Annotated in this window: 17 protein-coding genes and 1 tRNA gene; 11 read left to right on the top strand and 7 right to left on the bottom strand. The window is 43.2% G+C overall.

What is annotated here, in order from left to right:
• The first annotated feature begins 49 nt into the window (after positions 1-49).
• On the top strand, positions 50-403 hold the full coding sequence (locus ACED20_RS19985) for a two-component regulator propeller domain-containing protein (RefSeq protein WP_378106502.1): 354 nt from the start codon (positions 50-52) through the stop codon (positions 401-403).
• Between the two features lie 78 nt (positions 404-481).
• Here ACED20_RS19985 and ACED20_RS19980 read toward each other — a convergent pair whose 3' ends face one another.
• A complete protein-coding gene (locus ACED20_RS19980; protein WP_294238470.1) occupies positions 482-910 on the bottom strand; it encodes a hypothetical protein in 429 nt (142 codons plus the stop codon).
• 370 nt (positions 911-1,280) lie between these two features.
• Here ACED20_RS19980 and ACED20_RS19975 point away from each other — a divergent pair, with 370 nt between their 5' ends.
• The 6 genes from ACED20_RS19975 to ACED20_RS19950 are packed head-to-tail and all read left to right on the top strand — an operon-like array spanning position 1,281 to position 10,143.
• Entirely contained in the window at positions 1,281-2,423 is a 1,143-nt protein-coding gene (locus ACED20_RS19975) for an efflux RND transporter periplasmic adaptor subunit (protein ID WP_378106500.1), read from the top strand.
• A gap of 12 nt (positions 2,424-2,435) precedes the next feature.
• Complete coding sequence (locus ACED20_RS19970) at positions 2,436-5,588, top strand: efflux RND transporter permease subunit (protein ID WP_378106498.1); 3,153 nt, start codon at positions 2,436-2,438, stop codon at positions 5,586-5,588.
• Complete coding sequence (locus ACED20_RS19965; protein WP_378106496.1) at positions 5,566-6,960, top strand: efflux transporter outer membrane subunit; 1,395 nt, start codon at positions 5,566-5,568, stop codon at positions 6,958-6,960. Before ACED20_RS19970 ends, ACED20_RS19965 begins: the two co-directional genes overlap by 23 nt.
• Positions 6,961-8,064, top strand: coding sequence for a sensor histidine kinase (locus ACED20_RS19960; protein WP_378106494.1), 1,104 nt, complete (start codon positions 6,961-6,963; stop codon positions 8,062-8,064).
• A gap of 11 nt (positions 8,065-8,075) precedes the next feature.
• Positions 8,076-8,831 (top strand): LytTR family DNA-binding domain-containing protein, encoded by a 756-nt coding sequence (locus ACED20_RS19955; protein ID WP_294237431.1) that lies wholly within the window; start codon positions 8,076-8,078, stop codon positions 8,829-8,831.
• Positions 8,832-8,859: 28 nt separating this feature from the next.
• Positions 8,860-10,143, top strand: a complete 1,284-nt coding sequence (locus ACED20_RS19950; RefSeq protein ID WP_345767516.1) for an MFS transporter — start codon at positions 8,860-8,862, stop codon at positions 10,141-10,143.
• A gap of 534 nt (positions 10,144-10,677) precedes the next feature.
• Here ACED20_RS19950 and ACED20_RS19945 read toward each other — a convergent pair.
• Positions 10,678-10,757, bottom strand: a tRNA-Leu gene (locus tag ACED20_RS19945).
• 77 nt (positions 10,758-10,834) lie between these two features.
• The gene (locus ACED20_RS19940) at positions 10,835-11,602 is read right to left on the bottom strand and encodes an MBL fold metallo-hydrolase (protein WP_378106491.1); all 768 of its coding nucleotides are present in this window, start codon (positions 11,600-11,602) and stop codon (positions 10,835-10,837) included.
• A 53-nt stretch (positions 11,603-11,655) separates the two neighbouring features.
• Here ACED20_RS19940 and ACED20_RS19935 point away from each other — a divergent pair, with 53 nt between their 5' ends.
• Positions 11,656-13,083, top strand: coding sequence for a TonB-dependent receptor (locus ACED20_RS19935; RefSeq protein ID WP_149246817.1), 1,428 nt, complete (start codon positions 11,656-11,658; stop codon positions 13,081-13,083).
• A gap of 14 nt (positions 13,084-13,097) precedes the next feature.
• Positions 13,098-13,547 carry a GAF domain-containing protein gene (locus tag ACED20_RS19930; RefSeq protein ID WP_294197858.1) on the top strand — a complete coding sequence of 150 codons (450 nt, stop codon included), beginning with the start codon at positions 13,098-13,100 and terminating at the stop codon, positions 13,545-13,547.
• 733 nt (positions 13,548-14,280) lie between these two features.
• On the opposite strand, the gene ACED20_RS19925 is transcribed toward ACED20_RS19930, so the two are convergent.
• From ACED20_RS19925 to ACED20_RS19910, 4 genes are all read right to left on the bottom strand, one after another.
• Positions 14,281-15,021: a helical backbone metal receptor gene (locus tag ACED20_RS19925; RefSeq protein ID WP_378106488.1), complete on the bottom strand. Its 741-nt coding sequence runs from the start codon at positions 15,019-15,021 to the stop codon at positions 14,281-14,283.
• A 26-nt stretch (positions 15,022-15,047) separates the two neighbouring features.
• Positions 15,048-16,370 (bottom strand): magnesium transporter, encoded by a 1,323-nt coding sequence (mgtE, locus tag ACED20_RS19920; RefSeq protein WP_294237441.1) that lies wholly within the window; start codon positions 16,368-16,370, stop codon positions 15,048-15,050.
• 323 nt (positions 16,371-16,693) lie between these two features.
• Positions 16,694-16,843 (bottom strand): hypothetical protein, encoded by a 150-nt coding sequence (locus tag ACED20_RS19915; protein ID WP_294201834.1) that lies wholly within the window; start codon positions 16,841-16,843, stop codon positions 16,694-16,696.
• A gap of 366 nt (positions 16,844-17,209) precedes the next feature.
• Complete coding sequence (locus ACED20_RS19910) at positions 17,210-17,761, bottom strand: pyruvate decarboxylase (RefSeq protein WP_294231307.1); 552 nt, start codon at positions 17,759-17,761, stop codon at positions 17,210-17,212.
• A 172-nt stretch (positions 17,762-17,933) separates the two neighbouring features.
• Here ACED20_RS19910 and rpsO point away from each other — a divergent pair, with 172 nt between their 5' ends.
• Together rpsO and ACED20_RS19900 are read left to right on the top strand one after the other, a co-directional pair.
• Positions 17,934-18,203, top strand: a complete 270-nt coding sequence (rpsO, locus tag ACED20_RS19905) for a 30S ribosomal protein S15 (protein ID WP_034704056.1) — start codon at positions 17,934-17,936, stop codon at positions 18,201-18,203.
• Between the two features lie 399 nt (positions 18,204-18,602).
• The gene (locus tag ACED20_RS19900) at positions 18,603-20,951 is read left to right on the top strand and encodes a polyribonucleotide nucleotidyltransferase (RefSeq protein ID WP_294310085.1); all 2,349 of its coding nucleotides are present in this window, start codon (positions 18,603-18,605) and stop codon (positions 20,949-20,951) included.
• Positions 20,952-21,242 lie beyond the last annotated feature (291 nt).

Below are 21,242 nucleotides of genomic sequence, written 5' to 3'. Positions count from 1 at the left end.
GTGTTAATCAGTTATTTATAGTCGAATTCACGTTAAAACTAACAGCAAGTTGTTGAAATTTACAACAAGCATTCGGTCATTTTTAGAGGATAATAAAAGAAACATTTGGTTTGGTAGCGACAGAGAAGGCGTGTGTTTGCTTCATAATGGTAAGTTTCAATATTTCACAACAGAAAACGGGTTAAGTCACAATCAGGTAAGAAATATTTATGAAGATAAAAATGGTGTAATATGTTTTGAATGTGGTAAAGGATTAAGTATATATGATGGACAAAAAATGTCTATTTACAAAGAGAGGAACTACGATTCGACAAAACAATGGAAATTAGGAGATAAAGACATTTGGTTCAAAGGTGACGAAATAGAGGGCTACAACAAATTTGAAAAAGACACTACTCAGTAAGTGATTATTTTGCCGTAAGTCTTATAGAGTTTCCAGAATTATTTTTTCTAATTAGGAATTTTTCCATCTTTGATAATCCTATTTGCTTTTTGCCGAATTTGAAATTTTATCTTTGATTTTTTCCAGGATTTCAGTTGTAAACTCTCTTTCTGCATCATAGGGAACTTGACGAAGTCTTTCATCATTCATAAATGAAATCGAATGAAATTTTTTATCTTTTACCAAAAGCTTTGTCAATCCCTGATTTACAAGTCTCTTATCTTCATAAATTTTTACCCACACAAAATATTCCGGATATGAATTTTCTTTTTCTAATGGTTTATTATTTAACAGGTGCCAATTTATTTTCAATGTTTTATTAGGTTCTTCCGAAAAATATCTGTTTAATTCAGACTGTATTTCTTTTTGAAAATCTTCATCTCCAGGAAGGTTGCTTTCAGCCGAAAATTCATTTTTTGTACAGGAATTAACGAGCAAAACAAATAATAATATGTAAAGTTGTTTCAATTTTTTTAATTTTGATTTTATTTTAAAAGAGGACAGTAAACATTTGAAAAAGTGTAGCAACTTGATTGGTCACTATTTAATTTTTTCATCATCTAATATAAGATCATTTGACGATATAATGATTAATGTTTATCATAATTTGGATGAGTGTAGATAAATAGTATGTTGGCAACAGCTTGGTAATCTCATCCGAAACAGTTAACAAAAGAGACAGTTGTAATTATTTAAAAAATAAAATAATTTAAATACTACATAAGTTCAGTTCCTCATTCTTACATTTCACCCGCCATTTTCCACATTTCGGTTACAAAACGGTTTTAACGCTCGCAGTGCAGCGGTAGCTTTGCCTTAAAAAGCAAGACAGAGCGTAATGGATGTAAAAAAATATCTTAAAATTCTCAACACAGGTTTTTTGGCAGCCTTTGCGGTATTCATAATGAGCTGCGGAGGAAGCAAAGATCAGGATAGGACCGAGCAGGCAGAACCTGTTCAGGCGGAAATCATGACCCTTCATCCGGAAGAAGCGGTGGTGGAGCAAACCTTTCCTGCCAGCTTGCAGGGTAAGGACAATGTACAGCTGCGGCCGCAGATCAGCGGGTATATCGACAAAATTTATGTGGATGAAGGAGCTTATGTAAGAGCCGGACAGCCTGTTTTCAGGATCAACGCCAATGTATACCGGGAGCAAAGAAATACGGCCTTGGCGGCCTTGGAAATGGCAAAATCACAGCTGGCATCTGCAAAACTGGAACTGGATAAATACAAAGTGCTGACGGATAATAAAGTCGTGGCCGATTTCCAGTACCGGAAAGCCAAGACCAATTATGACAATGCGCTCGCTGCCGTAAAACAGCATCAGGCGCTTGTTGCCTCGGCCGATCTCAATGTGGGATTTTCTATCGTCAAAGCGCCGGTAAGCGGTTACATCGGCCGGATTCCCAACCGGATCGGCGCGTTGGTAGGGCCTAATGATGCGCAGGCTTTAACCACCCTGTCGCAGGTAAGTGAAATCTATGTCTACTTTTCGCTTCCCGAAAAGGAAATCCTGAACATCAATGCCACCCGCCCCGGAAAAACCTTAATCGAAAAACTGAAAGGCTTTCGGGACATTACTTTACTGCTCGCAGACGGCAAACCCTACAGCCACGCCGGGAAAATCGACATGATGGACGGGCAGTTCGATCAGAACACCGGTTCCGTATCGCTCCGTGCTTCATTTCCAAACCCGGAAGGCCTGCTCCGGACCGGTAACACCGGGCGAATCGTGCTGAAAACAATTCAGCAGAATGTTTATAAGATTCCTTTGCTTGCTACCTATGAAGTACAGGACAAAATATTTGTGGGACTGTTGAACCGTCAGAATAAAGTGACCCGGAAAGCCTTAAAAGATTTTACAAGGTCGGGTAATTTCTACCTTATGAAATCAGGCTTTGCTCCGGACGACCGGATCGTGGCCAACGAGCTGGCTTCCATTCCTGAAAATTCCGTCATTACTCCAAAAGCGGTTCAATAAAACTTTTCGGATATGTTCAATAAAATTATCAGAAGACCCGTACTGGCTACGGTAATCTCCATTATACTGGTGCTGCTGGGTATTGTAGGCCTGCAGCGCATCCCGATGACGCAGTTTCCCGAAATAGCTCCGCCTACCGTCTTTGTTTCCGGTGTTTATCCCGGTGCCAATGCTGAAAGCGTGATCCGATCGGTGGTTACGCCGCTGGAGCAGGCCATCAATGGGGTGGAAAATATGCAGTACATGACGTCCACGGCTTCCAACGACGGCAGTTTTTCCGTTACCGTCATCTTTAAGCAGGAGGTGGATCCTGACCAGGCGGCCGTTAATGTACAGAACCGCGTCGCCCAGGTGAATGCCCAACTGCCGGCGGAAGTCATCCGTCTGGGGCTTACCACAACCAAACAGCAGACCAGCAACCTGATGGTAGTGAATATCAACAGTGAAAAACCGGAACTTTATGACGAGGCCTTTCTTCAGAATTATGCCAACATCAACCTGGTTCCCGAACTGAAAAGGATTCCCGGAGTGGGAAATGTAAGTTTATTCGGGGCCAAAGACTATTCCGTCCGCGTCTGGATCAATCCCTCGAAATTGGCTGCGTATGGTCTGGTGCCTTCCGATGTGGAAACGGCTATCCAGAATTACAGCTTTGAATCTTCGCCGGGAAGCCTCGGAGAAGAATCGGATGCACAGCTGCAGTACGTCTTGCGGTACAAAGGAAAACTGAACAAACCCGAAGAATTTGAAAAGATCATCCTACGCTCCAAAACAGACGGCTCCGTATTGCGGCTGACGGATGTAGCCAGGATTGAATTCGGGCTGTCGAATTATTCCAGCGATACGTTTACCGACGGGAAACCTTCGGTAGTTTTTTCCGTGATCCAGGCCAGCGGTTCCAACGCCAATGAGATTGCCATCAAAGTACAGGAATCATTGAAAAAGTTTCAGTCGCAGGTGCCGGACGGCATTAAGTTTGAGATCATCCAGAACACGAAAGACCGTCTGGATGCGTCCATCTCACAGATGAAATCCACCCTGATCGAGGCCTTTATCCTGGTATTCATTGTCGTGCTGGTTTTCCTGCAGGATTTCCGGTCGACTATCATTCCCGCTATTGCCGTTCCCGTATCCATCATCGGTACTTTTTTCTTCATGTACCTCATAGGCTTTTCGGTGAATGTGCTGACCCTGTTTGCGTTGGTGCTGGCTATCGGAATTGTGGTGGATGATGCCATTGTGGTGGTGGAAGCCATCCACGCGAAAATGGAAGAGACGGGTGAAAATGCAAGGACTGCCACCGCTTCAGCCATGAGCGAGATCAGCGGGGCTATTATTTCGATTACTCTGGTGATGTCGGCCGTATTCCTTCCCGTAGGATTTATGGAAGGCCCGGCCGGTGTTTTCTACAAGCAGTTTTCCTACACGCTGGCCATTGCCATTCTGATCTCGGCCGTCAATGCCCTGACTTTAAGTCCGGCCTTGTGTGCTTTATTGCTAAAAAATAAACATGCGCAAGATAAAGGGGAGCCTCAAAAGTTTACCCAAAGGTTTGCCAGTGCTTTTAATACAAGCTTCGAACGGCTGACGGATAAATATGTAGGAGCGATCCGTTTCCTTGGTAAAAGGATGATTATTGCTTTGGGTGCTCTGGCCCTGATTGCTTTCGGTACCTTCTTCCTGATGAGCAATGCCCAAAAAGGTTTTGTACCGGAAGAAGATGATAACAACCTGACTTTTGTCGTCAACCTTCAGGCCGGTGCCAATCTGCAATACATTACAAAGGAAATGGAAAAAGCTACCAGGATTGTCCGCAGCATGCCCGAAGTGAAAAGCATCAGTACCGTTTCCGGCTTTAACCTGTTCAGCTCAGCGGCTTCACCCAATTCCGCAATGGGATTTATTACTTTGAAAAATCCAAAAGACAGGGGAGCAGTATCGGACATGAATGAGGTAATGGAAAAAATACAGTCTGCCGTGAAAGGTAAAATTAGAGGGGAATTTATGATTTTCAGGAACCCGGCAGTGGAAGGATTCGGAAATGCCGGCGGGGTGGAGTTTGTGCTTCAGGACCGGGCTTCGGGAAGCATTGCCGATTTCGAAAAGGTCAGCAAAAAAGTAATTGATGCGTTAAGCAAAAAGCCGGAGATTGGGACTGCATTTATCAGTTTCCGGAGCGATTACCCTCAGTATGAAGTGGTACTGGATGAAGACAAGGCCCAGCAGCTGGGGCTTACGCCGAAAGAAATTATGGATGTGATGCAGCTGTACCTTACCGGTTCCCAAACCACTGATTTTATCCGGTTCGGGAGATTATACCGCGTGAATGTACGTTCTGAGGCAGAATTCAGGAAAAACGAAACTTCGCTGGACAATATGATGATCCGCAACCGCGAAAATAAGATGGTTCCGATCTCTACGCTGGTCAGCCTGAAAAAAGTCTACGGCCCGCAGGTAATCAGCCGGTATAATCTCTACAACAGCATCTCGGTGAATACGAATGCTGCCGGAGGAGCAAGTACCGGAAAGGTGATGAGTGTGATTGATGAAGTACTCAAAAAAGAACTTCCGAAAGGCTACAGCTATGAATATGGAGGTTTGAGTTTACAGGAACGGAATTCCGGTTCGCAGATGATCTTTATTTTCGGACTGAGTATCCTGTTTGTCTACTTTCTGCTCGCCGCGCAGTATGAAAGTTACCTGCTGCCGTTGGCGGTGATGCTGTCATTGCCGACAGGAATTTTAGGCGTTTTTATCGCTACGGGATTAGCAGGTATCGATAACAATATTTATGTCCAGATCGCGCTCATTATGCTCGTGGGACTTTTAGCTAAAAATGCCATCCTGATCGTGGAATTTGCCGTTCAGCAGCACAGAGCAGGCCTGTCTGTATTTGAAGCAGGGATTGCGGGAGGAAAAATGCGTCTGCGCCCGATCCTGATGACTTCCTTTGCCTTTATCGCCGGGCTGATCCCGCTGATGTTTGCCAAAGGCGGAACGGCGATGGGGAACAAGTCCATCAGCATCAGTGCTGCTGGAGGAATGTTGAGCGGCGTGATCCTGGGCGTCATGATTATCCCGGTGCTATATATGGTGTTCCAGTGGCTGCAGAATAAGGTATCAATCAATAAAAATCAGAAAGATGAAACGACTCACCCGATATAGTTTAATAACCATTACTTTTTGCGGGGTATTGCAGTCCTGCAAAGTGACCCGGGATTATCAGAGGCCCGAGCTTAATCTTCCGGCAAAATTCAGGGATGCTCCGGACAATATGAAAACATCTGAAATTCCGGCTTACCGTGATTTTTTCAAGGATAGGGAACTGCTTACCCTACTTGACCAAGTAATGGCTAAAAATCCGGATTTGTTGATTGCTTCAGAGGAAATTCTGGCTTCGGAAGCCCAATTGAAAAGCGTAAAGCTGAATTACCTTCCCGATATCAGCCTTCAGGTGAATACGGGATTACAGCGCCTGTCTAAAAACAGCATGCAGGCTTCTTTCGGCGGCGGCGTAACCTTCCAGGAGTACAATTTCGCACCGGTGGTTTCCTGGGATGTTGATTTTTGGGGCAAGCTGAAAAAGCAGCGCGAAGAATCACTCGCGAATTACCTCAGTAGGGCTGAAAACAGGAGGGCGCTAAGGGTGCAGCTGGTGGCACAGACGGCCCAGGCTTATTATAATTTGTTAAGCCTTGATCAACAGCTCAGCATCACGCAGCAGGTTGAAAAAAATATGCAGGAAACCGTTACCCTACTGCAAACCCAATATTCGGTAGGGGATGTAACGGCATTGGCCATTAAACAGGCCGAAGCTCAATTGGCGGAGACCCGTGCCCTAATTCCGGAGATCAAAGGAAGTATCAGAGCCCAGGAAAATGCCTTGCAGACGCTTGCCGGGAATTATCCTGATGCTGTAAAACGGTCGGGGCAATTTGGCAATCATGCGTTTATCACAGAAATTGAAGCCGGTGTTCCGGTAGATCTCCTGGCCAACCGCCCTGATGTAAAACAACAGGAGTTGTTGCTGCAGGCCGCTTCCGCAAGGGTAGGTATCGCCAAGACTGAATTTTATCCGAGCCTGAAGATTACCGCGCAGGGTGGATCCAATGCCACCAACCTGGCCAACTGGTTTTCTATTCCGGAATCCCTGTTCGGGACTGCAGCGGCCGGGCTCGCACAGCCGCTGTTTAACCGGAGAAGCATCCGTTCGGGTTACGAACAGGCAGTCCATCAGCGGGAAGCAGCGGTACATACGTTCCGGAAATCGGTATTGATGGCCGTAGAAGAAGTGAGTACCGCCATGAGCAACATCATCCGGGTAAAAGAACAGCTGGACGAAGTGAACAACCGTAAAAAAGCAATGGATAAAGCCATTTCTGATGCACAGCTGCTGTATAAATATGGCGAAGCGAATTACCTGGAGGTATTGACGGTGCAGCAAAGTGCTTTCCAGGCGGAACTGGCATACACGGCTGCCCGGCAGAATGAAATAAATACTTATCTTGCTTTGTATAAATCTTTAGGCGGAAATTAGATGAGCAGCAATTTGAAAAACCAGTCAGGATCGATGTGGAAAACCATTTTCCAGTGGAGCGGCGTGCCGGTTTCAGTGGCTTTGGCAAATCTGATCCAGTACCTGCTGAACCCACAAAGCAAATGGTGGGATTTTTATACGGAAGCCCGCTGGACAGAAATCTGGATCACCATTGCCGGAGGCATTGCCATGTATGCCGTTATTTTCGGGATTATCAGGCTGCTGTCCGGTTGGGTGAACAGGAAAAACAGGTTGAAAGACAATATTCTGGTTCATTTTGTCCTGACCACCGGTGTGGTCATTGTCTGCATGTTCCTGCTGCTGTATCTGGAAAATGTATTTTACGAACAGCTGTGGCCGGAATCTGCTGACGGAAACGGAGAGGTGGAGGTCGATGTACGGAATTATCTCGTGGTAAATATCGTAGTTGCTGCTTTTGTCAACAGTTTCTACAATTCCTTTTTCTTTTTCGAAAAATGGAAATCGGAAGTTACCGAAACCAATAAGCTGGAAATCCTGTCGCACCAGCTCAGGGAAAATGCATTGCAAGCCGAACTGGAAGTCTTAAAGCTGCAGCTGGATCCTCATTTTCTGTTCAACAACTTCAGCATCCTGACCCAGCTCATCGAGATCAATAAAGAAGCGGCACAGGAATTTTTGTCCAGCCTTTCTAAAGTGTACCGGTACATCCTCACTACGGGTAAAAAAGACATTGTCTCCCTGGATGCGGAACTGAGGTTCGTGGAAACCTATTTCCACCTCATTAAAATCCGGCACGGTGAAACCATCCATCTGACTGTTGATGTGCAGGAAGCAGACAGAAGGAAAGGTATTCCGCCCGTTACATTGCAGCTGCTGCTTGAAAACGCTATCAAACACAATATGTCTACTCTGAAAAAACCGCTGTATTTATCGATTGTAAGTGATGATAGCGGTACAATTGTCGTTAAAAATAATCTTCAGCGCATCAATATCGATTATAAAAGTACGGGTATGGGGCTGAAGAATATCAAAGAGCGGTACCAGCTGCTGGAAGGTAAAATGCCGGAAATCACAGAAACCCGTACTTCTTTTGAAGTTACACTGCCGCTCTTGAACATTTAAAAAACGGAACAATGAATTATTTAATTATAGAGGACGAAGCCCATAACGCAGGACTATTGAAAAGTCTGGTACAGAAAACGGATCCTGCAGCCCAACTGCTGGAAATACTTCCTTCCGTACAGGAAAGTGTGGAATGGCTGGAAGCAAACCCGGCACCTGATGTCATTTTTATGGATATCCGGCTGGCGGACGGATTGTCTTTTGAAATTTTTAACCGGGTAAAAGTTGCTTCGCCCGTTATTTTTACTACCGCTTATGATGAGTATGCTTTACAGGCTTTTAAGGTCTATGGTGCCGCATATCTGCTTAAACCTATCGAAAAGGATGAACTGAAAGAAGCACTGGAAAAGGTTAAACGGGTCCAGCCGAAAATTTCCACAGAGGAAATCGGTGCTATCATGGAGATGTTCCGAACCAGGGAGAAAACCTATAAAAGCCGTTTCCTGCTGCATTACCGGGAAACCTACAAGGTGATTCCGGTGGAAGAGATCGATTATATCTGTCTGGAAAATAAAAATGTTTACTTCCACCTGCTGGACGAAACTTCAATAGCCGTTCCATATACCTTGGAGGAGCTAGAAGAGCAGCTTGATACACAGTATTTCTTCCGGGCGAACCGCCAGTATATCCTGCATATCAACAGCATTGACAGCATCCACAAATATTTTAATGATAAACTGAAAGTCGTCCTGAAAAGGGACCGTCAGGCAGAAGTGATGGTGAGCCGCATCAGAATTCCACAGTTTAAATTGTGGCTGGATAGATAACCAGTCTGTTCTAAAAAGTAATTTTTTTATGAAAACAAAACCTGATAAGCTGCCTGAAGAAAGTCCGCTTACTGAAACAATATTGCCCGGAACCAAATGGCAGAAACGCTACTGGTTTATTTTTTCGGGACAGGCCCTTTCCATCATCGGCTCTGCACTCACTCAGTTTGTCCTGATGTGGTGGATTGCCGATACGACCGGAAGCGTTAGTAAACTTGCTTTTGCGGGAATGGTTGCCCTTCTTCCACAAGCATTGCTGAGCCCGGTGGGAGGGGTGATGGCAGACCGTTACAGCCGGAAAATGATTATGATCCTTGCTGATATCATCAGCGCAGCTTGTGTGGCTGTTCTGGTCATCCTCTTTCTAACAAATGATGTTGAACTCTGGCATATTTACCTGATGATGGGCATCCGCGGTGCCATGCAGGCTTTTCAGTCTCCGGCCGTAGAGGCGAGTAGCGCCATGCTGGTCCCCGAAGATTTTCTTCCGCGGGCTGCAGGCCTGAACCAGATCCTGATGGGAGCGACCCTTGTCGCCGGTGCCCCGCTTGGAGCCCTTGCTCTTACTGCCATGCCTTTGGGCTGGGCAGTAAGCATTGATGTTTTTACAGCCCTGCTGGGCATTGTACCGCTCTTCTTTTTTACAATTCCGCAGTTCAGGAAAGAAAAAACTAAGGCGTCGTTTTTCAGGGAAATCATCTCCGAACTTGGCGAAGGGATTGCCCTGGTCTGGAAAGACCACGGATTGAAAAGGCTTTTCCTGCTGTTAGGCGGCATTGTGCTGGTAATTATGCCTACGTTTACCTTTGTGCCGCTTCTGGTAAAAGAACATTTCAAGGGCGGCGTGGAAGAAGTAGGGCTGATGGAAGGTCTTGCCGGTGCAGGAATGGTGGCCGGAGGTATTTTAGTAACAATCATTTCGCCCAAACGAAAAATGACCTGGATCCTTACCGGGTTGGGATTGTCCTGTTTTGCCGTCAGCCTTACTGCCCTGATGCCTGCCAATCTCTTCTGGGCCGCGGCCTTCTGGTGGATGATCAGCTCTTTTACCTTCATTTTCGCCAACGCTCCCTTAACTGCATTGCTGCAGATCATTATTCCGAACCGGATCCAGGGAAGGGTATTATCGCTCTTAAATATGATAATGGCTTTGGCCGCACCGGTCGGATTGATGATGGCCAACCCTCTGGGGGAGTGGCTTGGATTACGCGGGCTGTTTGTAAGTGTCGGGATTCTCAGCGGTTTGGTTGCATTTTCAGGATTTGCATCATACCATCTGAAGAATCTTGAAAACAGAAAGTTAAATAATTAGTGGATGATATTCTATATTTCAAAATATTGTAACATAATAAGATACACAAATAGATTAAGTGCTAAGAATATATTTTTGTGTAACATATATAGAAAAGTAAATTGTAAAATGTTCTAATACTGATACAATTCGTAAATCTAACGTTAGCTGAAAGTTTATAAAAATGAGAATCCAAGAATAATAAACAAAAAACAGGTGAAAGACTAATAATATTTGCAGGAGAAGATTTTGAAAATGTTCATCCTCAAAAAAATTAATGTGAGAAATGTTTAATGAATTGACCTACCCCCAATATATAGAACATTCTAAAGTAGAGAAAGTTGTTTTTTCTGATTGTTATTGATGTATTCATTTGGTGTCAGATTCCCTAACGAATTGTGAGTAGGCAGAAAGCCATATTTTGCACATCTTTTGAATATATACCCTTTTTGCCTATTCGCCAAATTTTTGCGCGATCCAAAAAAAGTAGCCACCCTTTCGACCACCCTTTAAAATAAAAATCCTCTGATAACCGTAGTTTCAGAGGATTTTTTGTACCCAGGACCGGGATCGAACCGGTACTCCTAAGAACTGGTGTTTGAGACCAGCGCGTCTACCAATTCCGCCACCTGGGCAAGTGTTACCTTCTTTTGAATCGGTGTGCAAATATAGAAACTTTTCTTAATACTCCAAAGCTTTTTAAAAGGATTTTTTAAAAATTTATCTCCAGACCGTCGTAGGCCAGGTGCATTCCGGCCGGAAGTTGTTTTTCTTCAACATCATGCAGCCCGAAATGGTGGCTAAGGTGGGTCAGAAACATTTTTTTTGGTTTCAGTTCTTCAAACAGATGAATGGCGTCCGGGAGGATAAAATGCGCCGGATGCGGATCAAATTTCCGGATGCAATTGATGATAAGGGTATCCAGATCCTGTAATTTTTCTTTTTCCGTATCTGAAATAAAACCGGCATCGGTAATGTAAGCCAGATCCTTAAACCGGTAACCGAAAGCCGTAATTTTAAAATGAATCACTTCAACAGGGGTGATTTCCGTATCTAACACCGTGAAAGGCTTATTTTCGATTTCGTGCAGCTCAAAAGCGGGAGCGCCGGGATATTTTTCGTCGGCAAAGGCGTAAGGAAAACGTTTTTTTACTTCGTTCCCGACTCTCGAATAGCAGTACAACGGCATATCCTTTCCCGTCTTGAAAATCAACGGACGCATATCATCAAGACCGATCACATGGTCGTTATGTTCATGGGTAAGCAACGCAGCATCGATGTGGTTTTCTTTTTGGGTAAGCATCTGCTGCCGGAAATCGGGACCGCAGTCGATCAGGATTTTCCTGTTTTCATCGGTGGTCACCATCACGGAAGATCTGAGACGGTTGTCTTTCGGATTTTTTGAAGTGCATACCTCGCAGGTGCAGCCGATCACGGGTACGCCTTGGGATGTTCCCGTTCCTAAAAATTTCAACTTCATTTCTTTTGAGGTTGGTTTAATTTTGGTAAATTTACGAAAAATTTAATGTCCTAATGTATCAGAAACTAACTCCTAAACAAAAAGCATTAACAATTAATCTAGATCCTACTATTTATGGTACTTTCGCAGAAATTGGAGCAGGGCAGGAGACTGTTCGGCATTTTTTTAGAGCAGGAGGGGCTTCCGGTACAATTGCCAAGGCGATGTCGGCTTACGACAAAGATTTTAGTGATGCCATCTACGGAAAAGAAGTAAAAAACAGGTATGTTACCCAAAACCGTCTTCGGAAAATGCTTCGTTATGAAGTCGCTTTGATTGAAGAGCGGATTTCCAGGGAAAACAATCCCAACCGAAAGTTTTTTTCTTATGCCAATACCGTAACCACCATTAATTTTGATAAAACCGTTAAAGGCCACGGCTGGGTGGGCATCCGTTTTCAGGTAAAAGAGAACGAAGATTATAACGAAATTGTGATCCATGTCAAATTCAAGGAAAATGACGCGACGTTACAACAGGAAACATTAGGAAATCTTGGGGTTAACCTGATCTTTGGTGCATTCCATTATTATGATAACCCGAGAAATCTGGTAGAATCCCTTTACGATGAAGTAGCGAAGGACAATCTGGAGATCGATATGATCGATTTCAGCGGTCCGGCCTTTGAATACGTAGACAACCGGCTGATGTCCTTGCAACTGGTAAAGCATGGGATGACGGATGCCGTGATCTTCAATTCTGAAGGGAACAACATGCTTCCTGCCGACATTTTATACAAGAAAAATATTTTTGCCGTCCGGGGAAGTTTCCGTCCGGTAACCAAGGTGAATATCGATATGCTGAAAAACGGGATGGATATGTTCCTGAAAGATTCCGCCTGCAGCCCCGACACTACAGAAGTGCTGATCGAAATCACCATTTCCAACCTCCGGGCAGACGGTGATATCGATGAAAGGGATTTCTTGGATCGGGTAGATGTCCTGGGTAAATTGGGATATACGGTAATCATTTCCAATTATTCGGAATATTACCGGTTGATCGATTATTTTGCTTCTTACACCAGCGGAAATATCGGGGTAGCGATGGGCGTAAATAACTTACTGATGGTATTCGACGAGAAATATTACAAGAACCTATCAGGAGGAATACTGGAAGCTTTCGGTAAATTTTTCAGAAATGGGCTCAGGGTATACCTGTATCCTTACAAAGATCCTGAAACACATGAACTGCTGAATTCCGATACCTTAAAAGTAGAAGAAAATTTAAAAGAGCTCTATAAATATTTCAAGCACAACGAACGTATTGTGGACATCACCAACTACAATCCGGAGTTCCTGGAAATTTATTCAAGAGATATTTTAAAGAAAATAGGCTGCAACATCAAGGGCTGGGAAACCCAGCTTCCGGAAGGGGTTGCGGAAATGATAAAGGAACGCGGGATGTTCGGCTACAAAGAAGAACTTTCGCTTAAACAATTCTCTTAAAACAATATAGTACAATGTCAGAATTAAAAAAAAGGCTTTCCTCCATTCTTGAAAGTCCGAAACATAACACCGAAGAAAAACTTGAAAAAGTATGTCATTTGTTGGATCAGGAAATTTCCTATTTCAATTGGACGGGTTTCTATTTTAAAAACGGAGATAAAGACGAACTGAAGCTGGGGCCTTACGTGGGCGCACCTACCGATCATACGATTATCCCTTACGGAAAAGGGATTTGCGGACAGGTAGCCGTTTCCAACGAAACCTTTGTGGTTCCGGATGTACACGAAGAAAGCAACTATCTGAGCTGCTCCATCGATACCAAAGCGGAAATCGTAGTTCCGATCTTTAAGGACGGGCAGAACATCGGCCAGATCGATATCGATTCCCATACCATCAACCCGTTTACCGATGAAGACCGCGAATTGCTGGAATGGCTTTGTAACGAAGTTGCCAAAATCCTGTAACAGCAATCTTCAATAAAAATATACACTCCGATTCTCCCCTGAGCCGGAGTTTTTTGTTTTGTCTTTTTCTCCCATACATACGCTCCAACTTATCAACCCTCAAACTTTTCAGGAGCTGTTTCCGGCTATCCACTCTTACTCCTCGCGCCGCTGCGAAGGCCACTGCCTGCTGTGGGGTAACCGTTTCTATCCGGGCTAGGGCATTTGTAAGGACATTCAGTATTCGGTAAATATTGAAAAATTCTTCATTCTTACGTCATGTCGCCAATTTCAGGAATTTTGTTAGAGATTTGCATGGCTTTGGGGTTCTCAGCCATTGGATAACCATTCATTACAAAGGACAGTGAATAATAATTTCAACATTTTGTTTATCTATCCCGTAGGGATCCAATCAGCGTATTAGAAAATCGCTCGGCTTGGTTTCTCTTGTCTTTAAATCAGTTTGCTAATCGTCGTCTGGTTAACTTCCAAAGCCCTGAAAGGGCGTCACAACAATAGCACCGGGTGAAACCCGGTGTAATATGCAATCCCGATTATTGAAGTCCTGAATACGCAGGATTTTAAACCACGGATTGACACAGATGTTTGCGCATATTTATATTGTCTGCTGTATTCCCGGATTAATATTCAAAGTCCTGAAAGGGCGTCATGACAATAGAACCGGGTGTACCCGGTGTCTTCTGATGTATTCTAAAATATTTCAAGAATTCCATTCTGAAAATGGTCTTCTGATTTATTTAACAATCTCTGCATTCACTTCCTGGATCAGGTCATTAAAATAATCCCCGCATTTGGCGATGTGAGTTCCGTACCAGGAGAAGGCTTCCCCATCCACAATCATGATCTTTTTATCAGGATAAACGGTTTTTAGTTCTTCAATGTGTTTTTCCTTAAAAGGAAATGGTTCGGAAGAAAGCATGATGAGATCAGCCGCGGCTAAATCTTCGGTGGTAATTTCAGGATAGCGTTTCCGGTGACCAAAGATATTTTCAAAGCCGGTTTCTTCCAGAATTTTATGGATGAAGGTATCGGAGCCAACGGTCATATAAGGGTTTTTCCAGATCAGGTAAGCAGCTTTTAACCTGGAATCGGGAGCAGGCTGGTTCAGGACCTCGTAAATTTTCAGATTGAAAGCTTGCGCCAGGTCTTCCCTGTTCAATAATTTCCCGAGATTTTTCAGCAGGTAATAATTGTCTTCGATATTCTCAACATTCGTCACGATCACTTTGAAATCATCCATCAATGCTTCTACCTGCTCTTTCACGTTTTCTTCTTTGTTGGCTAAGATCAGGTCCGGCTGAAGGGCTTTGATCTTATCGATGTTGATGTTTTTCGTCCCGCCGATTACAGAAACATTTTTTACTCTATCCGCCGGATGGATGCAGAATTTCGTCCTTCCGACGATTTCCTGTTCCGTTAAACCTAAGTCAAATAAAGCCTCCGTAATAGAAGGAACCAGAGAAACTATTTTCATTGTAATATTTTAGAGGTGGCCTAAAATTACAAAAGTTTGCCCGTTAAGAAAAGTCCGGCAACGGAAAAATAGATGATCAGTCCGGTAACATCCACCAAAGTGGCTACAAAAGGGGCGGAGGAGGTCGCGGGATCGAGTTTCATTTTTTTAAGGATAAAAGGAACCATGGAACCGGAAAGCGTTCCCCAAAGCACAATCATTACCAAGGAAACCCCCACGCTTAATCCGACAAACGGCCAGTAAGCCCCGTAATTAAAAAGTCCGGTCTTGTGCCAGATCATAATCCGGAGAAAACCGATAATCCCCAGGATTCCGCCGAGAAGCAGTCCTGTGAAAATCTCTTTTCGCATCACATACCACCAGTCTTTCAGTCCTATTTCCTGGAGCGCCATCGCCCTGATAATAAGGGTTGCCGCCTGGGAACCGGAATTTCCGCCGCTGGAAATAATCAGCGGGACAAATAGAGCCAGCACCACCGCTTTCTGGATTTCATCTTCAAAATACCCCATCGCCGAAGCAGTCAGCATTTCGGAAAAGAAGAGAATAATCAGCCACATGCCTCTTTTTTTAACCATCTCTATAAGAGAAGTCTGGGTATACGGAAGATCAAGGGCTTCCAGTCCCCCGAACTTCTGGATATCCTCGGTATTCTGCTGTTCAATTTGGTCTAAGATGTCGTCGATTGTTACAATACCCACCAATACTCCTGATTCGGTAATGATAGGAAGGGCCGCACGGTCATATTTCTCGAAATACTGAACAGCATCTTCTTTGGTCGTGGTTGTAGTAATCGCTACGAAATGGTTATCGGTAATATCCGCAACCATCGTATCTTCTTCTGCCAGCAGCAGGCTTCCCAAAGCAATATCGTCAATCAGCCGGTTTCTCTCGTCTACTACATAAAGATAGTTCATTGTTTCCACTTTGCTTCCCACTTTCTTGATCTGCTGAAGGCATCTTTTGATGGTCCATTCCTTACGGATCTGGATGTAATATGGTGTCATCAGACGGGCAATGGAATCGGAATCGTATCCCAAAAGCTTTAAAGCAATTCTCCGTTCCTGGGGATTCAGGTGGTTGATGGAGTATTTGATCAGTTCATCCGGAAAATCTTCAAACAGGGCCGTCCGGTCATCCGGGGTCATGGCATTCAGGATCTCCGAAACTTCGTCGCTGCCGATGCTTCGGATGGTTTCTTCCTGGAAATCGGGATTCAGGTGAGAGAAAACTTCCGCTTTGTATTCTTTCGGAACTTTCAGGAATGCCAGAAGCCTCTCATCGGCGTGGAGTTCACTGAGGGTTTCGGCAATATCTTCAGGGTTGAATATAAGTTCGTCTTTAGAATTCAAAACGTGATTTTTTTAGGATACTACAAAAATAATTCAATTTTTTAAAATTGAAGAATGAAGTGGAAAATTTAAGGATTAATTAAACTTTTTTCGGCTGCAGACAAAAAAAGCACCTGTAAACAGATGCTTTTGAAAATTTGGTTAATACTTAGTCTTCTATACAGGCATATGGTGCACACATCATGTTACAACACCAGCCTATAACGCAATCTGAATGAGTTCTACATTTAGTAATGGCTCCACCATTAATTGCTTCTTGCTGTTTTCTGGTTAATTTTTTTAAATTTTTCATAGTAATAGATTATGGTTGATTGAATTTAAATTTATACTTCAGGACAATTGTAAAGGACGCACACGTTCTGGCAGCAGGAACCTCCCGGACATTCATAATGGTCCTGGCATCTTTTCAGCGTTCCACCGTTGATTTTTCCCTGTTCTTTACGGGTAAGCTTTTTTAGATTGGTATTTTTCATATAAAAATGGATTTTGATGTGATTAAATATACATGAACTTTTTCAATTAATCACTATAAAATGAAAAATATTTATTGTTAACAATTTGATTTTGATTTATATCCGGCAGCAGTATTAGTATTAAATAAAAAAAGCACCCGTACGAATACCGGTGCTCAAGAAATTTCTATTGAGATAGTTTGAATGAATTGTTCTTCCGAAATTACTAAAATATTTTAAATTATTCACCATGTTATGAATTTAAATCAATTAAATTTAATGAAGTGCACAGTTTTATTTATAGACGATGATGTGGAAGTGGAAAAGGTAAGGTAGGGGTTACCTGATTAAATTTTAGCCGACAATATGAAAATCAGTCGTTGATTTTTAAAATCCGGTGCCGTCAGAATGCCTGCTTTTTCTAAACTGCTTTAAAATTCCTTTAATGGCACCATTGGTACCGATCTTTACAGAGTTTGTGGTGGAACCCAGCAGACGCATGTTCTTTTTATAGGTATCATAATCGGTCTCGGTGAGAAGGTTTCCCTGCGCATCAAAAAGTTTCATGCTGACCACCACCTGGTTGGAGAATACATACTTCCCGAACCCTACTTTGAAATATTTCACTTTGGGAACAACAGCAAAGTCTGCGTCATTATTCATGCAGTAATCTGCAATGGTTTTTTGATCGATGCTGTCGAAAGAAATCTGGGTCTCCGTTTTAAGCATTTTGTTTTTCCTTTCGCTTAAATTATCGGAAACGGCACTGAAGAAAGCCGTATTGGTAGGTTCTTTAATCTCTTCAAGATCAGGTTCCACTTCAGGGTTGAAGTACAGGACTTTATTGATTTTTTCGCCAGCAGACTTTTGTGCTTTCAGTATGAAAACACCTCCAAAAAGAAGTCCGGCACATAGAATAAAAGTTAGTTTTTTTTCCATCACTAATTACCATGCAAAATTACTGCCTTTTGATGGCATCACATAATTTTTTTAAGAAATTTTTAACATTTTTCTCTATGAATGCCGATAAATGAAATCGATAATGTTGGCAGATTCAAAAATAAATCGTACTTTTGCAGCCGTTACATAATAATCATTAAACAATATTGGAATGTACTTAACAACAGAAAAAAAAGCAGAAATTTTCGCAAAACACGGAAAATCTGCACAGGACACAGGAAGCGCTGAAGGACAGGTAGCTTTATTTACTTTCAGAATCAACCACTTATCCCAGCACTTGAAGGCCAACCGTCATGACTTCAATACTGAAAGATCATTGGTAAAGCTGGTAGGTAAAAGAAAAAGCCTTTTGGATTATCTTAAGAAAAAAGATATTACAAGATACAGAGCGATCATCGCTGAACTAGGTTTAAGAAAATAATCTACAGAGATTTAAAAATAAAGCAACTTCGTAAGAGGTTGCTTTTTTATTTGGTATTACTTCATAATTAATTCGGAAAAGCTAATTTAATTTTAAACCTATCCACTGCTATCATTTGCTTAGTGAATAGAAGATTCGACGGAGTCAAACGCCCTTGCGGCCGGAAAATTCGCTTTATGCTAAACAAATTCCTTAGCGTCGGTGACGTTAAAATGAAATCATAGGCTCAGAGCTTTTTATCATTCTCCATTTCAGTAAAAACAACTTTGAAGCTTCTTTCCGTAACGATTTTAAAAGACCTGGGGGCTTAATCCAAATAATTACCTTAAATTTGCAGGTAAATTTAGACGAAATATAATCTTAAAAAGCACTCAATACGGAGTGCAACACAAACAATTTATGAGTGTACCTCAAGCAATTACAGAGCTGATTACTCTTGCAGACGGCAGAGAAATCACTATTGAAACAGGAAAACTGGCTAAGCAGGCCGACGGATCTGTTGTCGTAAAAATGGGCGGAACCATGTTGTTAGCAACGGTTGTCGCAAACAAAGAAGCAAATCCCGGTGTGGATTTCCTGCCGTTAACGGTAGATTACAGAGAGAAGTTCTATGCGGGCGGTAAAATTCCCGGAAACTTTTTCAGAAGAGAAGCGCGTCCTTCCGACCAGGAAATCCTGACGATGCGTCTTGTAGACAGAGTATTAAGACCTTTGTTCCCGGAAGATTTCCACGCGGAAGTTCAGGTGATGATTTCCCTGATCTCTTACGACGGACAGTCGATTCCGGATGACCTTGCCGGTCTTGCGGCATCTTCAGCGATTGCCATTACCGATATTCCTTTCAACGGGCCGATGTCTGAAGTAAGGGTGGTAAGAATCAACGGCGAACTTTCCATCAACCCGAATTACGCAGACCTTAAAGATTCCGACCTGGATATCATGGTAGGAGCTACTAAAGATTCTATCGTAATGGTAGAGGGGGAAATGAAAGAAATCTCCGAGCAGGAAATGCTGGAAGCCATTACTTTCGCGCATGCGGAAATCAAAAAACAGGTAGAGGCACAGGAAAGACTGGCTGAAAAAGTAGGAAAATCGTTCCCGAAAAGAGAATACATCCACGAAACTCACGATGAAGCCATTCGTGAAAAGGTTTGGAAAGAAACATACGATAAAGTATACGAGGTAGCAAAGACCCCTTCAGGAAAAGAAGAAAGAGCGGAAAAATTCAAAGCGGTACGTGAAGAATTCCTTGCGCAGTATGTAGATAATCCTGAGGAGCTGGAAAGAGTAACGCCTTTCGTAAAAGTATATTACCACGATGTAGAAAAAGAGGCGATGCGCCAGATGATTTTAAATGAAAAAATCCGTCTTGACGGCCGTGATCCTGAAACCATCCGTCCGATCTGGAGTGAGATCGATTATTTACCGGGGGCTCACGGATCTGCTGTTTTCACGAGAGGGGAAACGCAGTCTCTTACCGCTGTAACGCTGGGATCTATTAAAGATGCCAACATGGTAGACAGCGTAATGGTAAATTACGACGAAAGATTCTTCTTACACTACAATTTCCCTCCGTTCTCAACAGGTGAAGCAAGACCTTTAAGAGGAACTTCCAGAAGAGAGGTTGGTCACGGAAACCTTGCTCAGAGAGCTTTGGCGAACATGATTCCTGAGGAAAATCCATATACGATCAGAATCGTTTCCGATATCTTAGAATCCAACGGTTCGTCTTCCATGGCTACCGTTTGTGCAGGAACGCTTGCGCTGATGGATGCCGGGATCCAGATTGCAAAGCCGGTTTCCGGGATTGCGATGGGACTGGTAACGGATACCAAAACTGGAAATTTCACCGTATTATCCGATATCCTAGGGGATGAAGATCACCTGGGGGATATGGACTTTAAAGTAACCGGAACGGCAGACGGAATCACCGCTTGCCAGATGGATATCAAAATCCAGGGACTTTCCATGGACATTATGGAAAAAGCATTGATGCAGGCTAAAGACGGTAGATTACATATCTTAAATAAAATCACGGAAACCATTGCTGAACCAAGAGCTGATGTGAAGCCACATGCTCCGAAGATGGTGATGATGGAAATCCCTAAAGATTTCATCGGTGCCGTAATCGGGCCTGGAGGAAAGATCATCCAGCAGATGCAGAAGGATACCGATACCGTTATTGCCATTGAAGAAATCGGCGAGATCGGAAGAATCGAAATTTCCGGGGTTAGCAGAGAGAAGATCAACGAAGCCATCGCGAAAATCAATGAAATTACTTTCGTACCGGTAGTTGGAGAAGTGTACAACGGTAAAGTGGTGAAAGTAATGGACTTCGGAGCTTTCGTAGCGATTGCTAAAGGTACGGAAGGACTTCTTCACATCTCCGAGATCGAATGGTCGCGTCTGGATAAGGTTCCTTACAACGAAGGAGATGAAGTGGAAGTGAAGTTCATGGGTTACGATGACCGTAAGAAAATGAAACTTTCCAGAAAGGTATTGTTGCCAAGACCTCCTAAAGCGGAAGGGCAGGGAAGACCTGAACGTTCCGACCGACCTGAGCGTTCTGACCGTCCGAACCGACCTGAAGGCCAGAGAAGACCGGAAGGACAAAGAAGACCTGAAGGTGACAGAGAAAGAAGGCATGATGGCGAAAGAAGAAATGATGGCGAGAGAAGACAGGAGAGAGAAAGAAGACCTGAAGGCGATCAGCCGGCAGGAGATCAGAATCCTTCGACTGAAGAATAAGATAATAAGATTATCAATCATATTAAACCACCGGAGTTCCGGTGGTTTTTTTATGAAAGTGGCGGTAGATATGGACTATAATGTCAAATAACGTAATTCCAATGAATATTAATAACAACGGGAATGTCATCCTGAGCCTGTCGAAGGAAGCCTAATTATGCTATAGAGTGTGATAATTGGCTTTAGCCAAAATATGTAACTGACTCTTTTTTATTGCACAAAGTTGAGAACGCTGGGCAAAATTTATCCATCGCAATTTTATATTTTTCAAAATACATCCTTTTATTTGGA

Source organism: Chryseobacterium sp. sg2396, assembly GCF_042610505.1.
Lineage (GTDB): Bacteria > Bacteroidota > Bacteroidia > Flavobacteriales > Weeksellaceae > Chryseobacterium.
This window is presented reverse-complemented; position numbering and strand designations above follow the sequence as displayed.